Below are 6,363 nucleotides of genomic sequence, written 5' to 3'. Positions count from 1 at the left end.
GGGGGATTCCCGGTACTGCCCCCGGCCGCTGGGGTGTACAATCGCCGCCAATTCGCAGAAACCGCACGGAGAGCCCCCGTGGGAAACGACTTGGCCTCTATTGATATGTCGATGCTGGAGCTGGTGGCCGGCGCCAGTCCGGTGGTCCAGGCGGTGATGGGCGCGCTGCTGCTCGCCTCGCTGGTCTCCTGGACCATGATCTTTCTCAAGCGTTCCGCCCTGGGACGGGCCAAGCGGGTCGCCGATACCTTCGAGAAGCGTTTCTGGGCCGCCGGCGACTTTTCCGGGGTCTACGCCCAGATCACCGAGCGCAAGAAGCCGAGCACCGGCATGGAGACCATCTTCGAGGCGGGTTTCCGCGAGTTCGCCCGGCTGCGCATGCAGCAGGGGGCCGATCCGCGGGCGATCGTCGAGGGGGCGCAGCGGGCAATGCGGGTGGTCACCTCCCGTGAGGTGGACAGCCTGGAGACCCACCTCTCGTTCCTCGCCACGGTCGGCTCCACCAGCCCCTACGTTGGTCTCTTCGGCACCGTCTGGGGAATCATGAACTCCTTCCGCGCCCTCGGGAACGTGCAGCACGCGACCCTGGCCATGGTCGCCCCCGGTATCGCCGAGGCGCTGATCGCCACCGCCATGGGGCTGTTCGCGGCGATCCCCGCGGTGGTCGCCTACAACCGCTACTCCAACGATGTGGAGCGGCTGATCAACCGCTACGACACCTTCGCCGAGGAGTTCTCCACGGTGCTCCAGCGCCAGGCCCACGTCCGCCCCAAGACGGCGCCGGCGAAGCCCGCCGCCGAACCGACCCCTGTCCCCGTGCCGGCCCCGGCCGATGCGGAGGCCGAGGTGGAGGCGGCCGGTTAGGCCGCCGGGACCCCTGCCGATGAAGCCGCGTACGCGCCGCAAACCGATGGCCGATATCAATGTCGTTCCCTACATCGACGTGATGCTGGTGTTGCTGGTGATCTTCATGATCACCGCCCCGCTGCTCACCCAGGGGGTGCAGGTGGAACTGCCGCGAACCGCCTCCGAGCCCCTCGATCGCCAGCAGCAGGAGCCGCTGGTGGTCACCGTGGACGTCGATGGCAACTTCTTCATCAGCGTCGGTGATCACCAGGACAAGCCGATCGATGCGCAGACCCTGGCCGCCCGCACCGCCGCGGTACTACGTCACAAGCCCGGCACCCCGGTGATGGTTCGCGCCGACGACCAGGTGAACTACGGGCGGGTGGTGGACGCGATGTCCGTGCTGAGCAACGCCGGCGCCCCCAGCGTCGGCCTGATCACCCGCCCCCTGGCCGAATAAAGAATCCCTGATGCTCCGCTGGATCAGCAACAACCTCCCCGCCTTCCTGGCCGCGGTCGCGCTCCACATCGGCCTGCTGGCGCTGCTGGTGCTCGGCTTCGACTGGCGCGCCGCGCCGCCCCCGGAGCCCCAAGGCAAGGTGATCCAGGCCACCGCCGTGGATCAGCGCCAGGTGGATGCCGAGATGCGTCGGCTGGAGGAGGCGGAGGCACGGAAGCGGGCCGCCGAGGAGGCGCGTCAACAGGAACTCCAGCAGGCGGCCGAGCAGGCCCGCCGCGAGCGGGAGAGCGAACAGCAGCAGCTTGTCGAACTGAAGCGCCAGCAGCAGGTGGAGCGTCAGGCGCAGGCCGAGGAGGCGAAACGTCGCGCCGCCGATGAGGTGAAGCGCCAGGCGGCCGAGGCGGAACGCGAACGTGCCGCCGAGGAGCGCGAGCGGGCCACCCGGGAGCGCACCGCGGCCTTGGAGAAAAAGAAGGCGGCGGAGGCTGCCCATCTGGCCGAACTGGAGAAACAGAAGGCGGCCGAGGCGGCCCATCTGGCGGAGCTGGCGAAGCAGAAGGAGGCGGAGGCGGCGCGGCTGGCCGAGCTGGAGAAGAAGAAGGCCGAGCTGGAGCAGCGCAAGAAGGAGGAGGCGGCGCGCCTCGCCGAGCTGGAGCGGCGCAAGCAGGAGGAGGCGGCGCGCCTTGCCGAGCTGGAGAAGCAGAAGGCCGCGGAGGCGCGCCGGGCCGAAGAGGCGCGCCAGCGGGCCGAGGAGGAGCGCCAGCGCGCCGAGGCGGAGCGGCGCAAGCGCGAGGCGGCCGAGAAGGCGCGCCGTGAGGAGGAGGCGCGCCTCGCCGCATTGGAGGAGAGGAAGCGGCGCGAGGCCGAGGAGCAGGCCCGCCGCGAGGAGGAGGCGCGCCGGCAGCGCGAGCGCGAGGAGCAGATGGCCCGGCAGATTGCCGAGGAGCAGCGCCAGCTTCAGGAGGTCCGCGATCGGGAACATATCCGTATGCGCGCCCAATACCAGACGGCGATTCGCCAGAAGGTGCAGCGGAGTTGGATCCGGCCCGCCGACATGCAGCGCAACCAGTCCTGCACCGTGGTGGTGACCCAGTTGCAGAGCGGTGACGTGGTCAACGTCGATGCCGGTGGGTGCGCCGATCCTTCGTTCCGCCGCTCCGTCGAGGCGGCCGTCTACCGCGCCTCCCCGCTGCCATCGGCCCCCGATCCGGGTCTGTGGGAGCGGGAGATCCAGTTCATCTTCTCGCCGCAGGGGTGATGGAAGAGATTTGACGCAAAGGCGCAAAGACGCGAAGGGCGCAAAGGAGTCATGCGGTTGGCCTTGCGTTCTTCGCGCCGTTGCGCCTTTGCGTTGAGATCTTCGGTGTGTCGCCAACTGTCCCCCCCAGGCGGTTTGCGGTATTCTTTGGCCTCTTTTTCCGTCGGACGGGAGAGCCCGTGAACGTCCTCAACCGCCTGTTTTGGTTTCTGTTGCTGGCCCTCTGGTTGGCCGCGCCGGCGCGCGCGGTGCTGACCATCGAGATCACCGAGGGGGTCGAGGGGGCGGCGCCGATCGCGGTGGTCCCCTTCGGCTGGGAGGGACCGGGCACACCGCCGCCGATCAACGTCGGCCAGGTGGTGGCCGCCGATCTCCAGCGTACCGGCCGCTTCGCCCCGATCGCCGAGGGCGATCTGCTCGGCCGCCCCACCGCCGGCAACGAGGTGCGTTTCCCCGACTGGCGGATGCTCGGTGCGGAGAGCCTGGTGGTCGGCCGGCTGCGCCCCGCCCAGCCCGCCGGCTACGTGGTGCAGTTCCAGCTCTTCGACGTGTTCAAGGCGAAACAGCTCACCGGCTACAGTTTTTCGGCCAAGGCCGAGGACTTGCGCCGGGTCGCCCACCGCATCAGCGACATCGTCTACGAACAGCTCACCGGCCAGCCCGGCGCCTTCTCCACCCGCATCGCCTACGTCACCGCCGAGCGCCTCGGCGGCGGCCAGTCGCGCTACGCGCTGCAGGTGGCCGACGCCGACGGCGTGGATCCGCAGACCATCCTGCGTTCCGACGAGCCGATCATGTCACCCAACTGGTCCCCTGACGGCAGCCGGCTCGCCTACGTCTCCTTCGAGAAGAAGCACTCGGCGATCTACGTCCAGGATGTCGCCACCGGCCGTCGCCAGGTGGTGGCGGAGTACCCCGGGATCAACGGCGCCCCCGCCTGGTCGCCGGACGGGCGCAGACTGGCGCTGACCCTGTCGCGGGAGGACAACCCGGACATCTACCTGCTGGAGCTGGCCACCAAGGAGCTGCGCCGGCTCACCACCAATGCGGCGATCGACACCGAGCCCACCTGGACGCCCGACGGCAGCGCCATCCTCTTCACCTCCGACCGGGGCGGTGGCCCCCAGGTCTACCGCATGGCGGCGAGCGGGGGAACCGCCCAGCGGCTCACCTTCGAGGGGAGCTACAACGCCCGTCCGACGGTCTCGCCCGACGGCCGTTCGCTCGCCGTGGTCCATGCCGAGCGCGGTGCCTTCCGCATCGCCGTGTACGACCTGGAGAGCCACACCCTGCGGGTGCTCACCAAGGGGAGTCTCGACGAGTCGCCGAGCTTCGCCCCCAACGGCAGCATGATCATCTACGCCACCGAGTACCAGAACCGTGGGGTGCTCTCGGCGGTCTCGGTGGATGGCCGCGTCCATCAGCGTCTGCTGCTCAGCGAGGGCGACGTGCGGGAGCCGGTCTGGTCGCCGTTCCGCCGTCGTTGAACGGAACGGGATGAAGAAACATCCAACGCAAAGGCGCGAAGGCGCAAAGGGCGCAAAGGGAATGGAGCGGGAGAGGCTCCGCACCAGTGTGTTCTTTGCGCTTTTCCGTTGAATTCTGATTTCAGGAGGCTTTATGCGTACGTGGTTGAAGGTTTTGATGCTGGTCGGGAGTGCCGCGCTGCTCAGCGCCTGCGGCAGCACCGGTGGGACCAAGGATGAGGCCGCATCCGGCCCGGCGCCGGTGGACGACCGGGGGGCGAGCGGCTATGCCGCCGAGGGGGGCGCCGAGACCGCCGGGATCGCCGGTGGTGGCGGCTTCGACGCACAGGCGCTGAACGACCCGGCCAGCGCGCTCTCCCAGCGCACCATCTACTTCGAGTACGACAGCGCCGAGGTGAGCGCCGAGGGGCGTGAGATCCTCGCCGCCCATGCCGCCTATCTGGCCGCCAACCCCGGCGTTACGCTGGTGTTGGAGGGGCATGGCGACGAGCGCGGCTCCCGCGAATACAACATCGCCCTGGGCGAACGTCGCGCCATGGCGGTGCGCACCCTGATGCTCTTCCTCGGCGCGCTGGAGGACCAGTTGCAGACGGTCAGCTACGGCGAGGAGAAGCCGGTGGCGCTGGGGCACGACGAAGAGTCGTGGCGCCTCAACCGCCGGGTCGAGCTGATCTACCCGGAGGTGCAGCAGTGAGCCGCCACGGCGCCGTCGCGACCGCCGTCGCCTTGGCACTCGCCGTCGGTAGTGCCACCGTCCACGCGGAAAGCGTCGAGCAGCGGCTCGGCCGGGTCGAGAAACTGGTGGACTCCCGTGGTCTGCTCGACCTCTTCGTCAAGGTGGAGCAGTTGCAGAAGGAGGTGCGCGAGCTGCGCGGCATGGTGGAGCTGCAGAACCACCGCCTCGACGAGATGAGCGCCCGCGAGCGCAATCTCTATGCCGATCTCGACCGGCGTTTGCGCGGGCTGGAGGTGGGTGGGGTCGCCGTTCAGCCGCCGGCGGCCGGGGCCCCTGCGGCGCCGCCGGCCGGCGGCGGGGCCGCCCCCGCGGGTGGCGCCTCGATCGCCCCGCCGGCGGCGGCGCAGCCGGCGACCGAGGCCGCGCCCCCGCCGCAGACCGCCGAGGAGCGTGCCGCCTACGAGAAGGCCCTCAACTACCTGCGCGAGGGCCGCTACGCGCCGGCGATGGAGGCGTTCCGCGGCTTCCTCAAGGAGTATCCGCGGAGCGGCTACGCCGACAACGCCCAGTATTGGTTGGGCGAGGCCAACTACGTCACCCGCAACTTCGACGCCGCCCTGGAGGAGTTCGGCAAGGTGGTCAACGACTACCCCAATTCGACCAAGGTGGCCGACGCCCTGCTCAAGGTCGGCTTCGTCCACTACGAGAAGGGGGAGTGGGATGCCGCCCGGGCCAAGCTCACCGAGGTGACCGGCAAGTATCCCCGCTCCACCGCCGCCCGCCTCGCCGAGCAGCGCCTGCAGAAACTCAAGGCCGAAGGCCACTGAATGCGCGCGGCGCGCATTCAGCATTTACCGGTATAGGGCGCCCCGTGGGAGCCGTCGGCGTCGGGAGGGGCTGAGAGGCCGACGGCGCGCACGGCGCGCCCTGTTTCGCACCGCGGGTATCGATGAAACTTCGTATCAATGAGATCTTCCACTCCCTCCAGGGGGAGGCGCGCACGGTGGGGCTGCCCACCACCTTCATCCGGCTGACCGGCTGTCCGCTGCGCTGCGGCTACTGCGACACCGCCTACGCCTACGGCGAGGGCGAGTGGATGAGCAGCGAGGGGATCCTCGCGCGGATCAGCGAGTTCGCCACCCGCTACGTCTGCGTCACCGGCGGCGAGCCGCTCGCCCAGGAGGGGTGCCGGGAGCTGCTGGAGGCGCTCTGCGAGCGCGGCTACGCGGTCTCCCTGGAGACCAGCGGGGCGCGCGACATCGCCGGCATCGACCCGCGGGTGAGCCGGGTGATGGATCTCAAGACCCCCGGTTCCGGCGAGCTGAAGAGCAACCGTTACGAGAACATCGACGCGCTCACCGCCCACGACCAGGTGAAGCTGGTGATCTGCGACCGCGAGGACTACAACTGGGCCAAAGAGGTGCTGATCCGCTACGAACTGGCGCGGCGCTGCGAGGTGCTCTTCTCGCCGGCCTGGGGGCGGATCGAGCCGCGCCAGCTGGCCGACTGGATCCTTGAAGACCAGCTACCGGTGCGCTTCCAGTTGCAGCTCCACAAGATCCTCTGGGACGACGAGAGGGCGCGTTGAGCGCGCCCGGTGTTTAGGGCCCGCGAAAGAATAACTTCCTGTTTTGGG

At 69.3% G+C, this 6,363-nt stretch carries 7 protein-coding genes; all 7 read left to right on the top strand.

Annotation, left to right across the window (positions count from 1 at the left end):
* The first annotated feature begins 105 nt into the window (after positions 1–105).
* The 7 genes from tolQ to queE all read left to right on the top strand — a co-directional run bounded on the left by tolQ (position 106) and on the right by queE (position 6,315).
* Positions 106–864 carry a protein TolQ gene (gene tolQ, locus ACYQ2W_RS24845; protein ID WP_459873476.1) on the top strand — a complete coding sequence of 253 codons (759 nt, stop codon included), beginning with the start codon at positions 106–108 and terminating at the stop codon, positions 862–864.
* A gap of 19 nt (positions 865–883) precedes the next feature.
* Complete coding sequence (tolR, locus tag ACYQ2W_RS24840) at positions 884–1,306, top strand: protein TolR (protein WP_459873474.1); 423 nt, start codon at positions 884–886, stop codon at positions 1,304–1,306.
* A gap of 10 nt (positions 1,307–1,316) precedes the next feature.
* The gene (gene tolA, locus ACYQ2W_RS24835; RefSeq protein ID WP_459873472.1) at positions 1,317–2,564 is read left to right on the top strand and encodes a cell envelope integrity protein TolA; all 1,248 of its coding nucleotides are present in this window, start codon (positions 1,317–1,319) and stop codon (positions 2,562–2,564) included.
* A gap of 179 nt (positions 2,565–2,743) precedes the next feature.
* Positions 2,744–4,051 (top strand): Tol-Pal system beta propeller repeat protein TolB, encoded by a 1,308-nt coding sequence (tolB, locus tag ACYQ2W_RS24830; protein ID WP_459873470.1) that lies wholly within the window; start codon positions 2,744–2,746, stop codon positions 4,049–4,051.
* Between the two features lie 133 nt (positions 4,052–4,184).
* A complete protein-coding gene (pal, locus tag ACYQ2W_RS24825; RefSeq protein WP_459873467.1) occupies positions 4,185–4,745 on the top strand; it encodes a peptidoglycan-associated lipoprotein Pal in 561 nt (186 codons plus the stop codon).
* The gene (ybgF, locus tag ACYQ2W_RS24820) at positions 4,742–5,554 is read left to right on the top strand and encodes a tol-pal system protein YbgF (protein WP_459873465.1); all 813 of its coding nucleotides are present in this window, start codon (positions 4,742–4,744) and stop codon (positions 5,552–5,554) included. Before pal ends, ybgF begins: the two co-directional genes overlap by 4 nt.
* Before the next feature lie 122 nt (positions 5,555–5,676).
* Positions 5,677–6,315, top strand: a complete 639-nt coding sequence (gene queE / locus ACYQ2W_RS24815; protein WP_459873463.1) for a 7-carboxy-7-deazaguanine synthase QueE — start codon at positions 5,677–5,679, stop codon at positions 6,313–6,315.
* Positions 6,316–6,363: the final 48 nt, after the last annotated feature.

It is taken from the genome of Endothiovibrio diazotrophicus, from assembly GCF_054657215.1.
Note: the sequence above shows the minus strand (reverse complement) of the source record. Positions and strands in the feature narration are given on the sequence as shown.

What these genes read in the sequence shown, in the direction of transcription:
- tolQ (WP_459873476.1), top strand. Translation starts at nt 106, where the DNA reads ATGTCGATGCTGGAGCTGGTGGCCGGCGCCAGTCCGGTGGTCCAGGCG.
- tolR (WP_459873474.1), top strand. Translation starts at nt 884, where the DNA reads ATGAAGCCGCGTACGCGCCGCAAACCGATGGCCGATATCAATGTCGTT.
- queE (WP_459873463.1), top strand. Translation starts at nt 5,677, where the DNA reads ATGAAACTTCGTATCAATGAGATCTTCCACTCCCTCCAGGGGGAGGCG.
- tolA (WP_459873472.1), top strand. Translation starts at nt 1,317, where the DNA reads ATGCTCCGCTGGATCAGCAACAACCTCCCCGCCTTCCTGGCCGCGGTC.
- pal (WP_459873467.1), top strand. Translation starts at nt 4,185, where the DNA reads ATGCGTACGTGGTTGAAGGTTTTGATGCTGGTCGGGAGTGCCGCGCTG.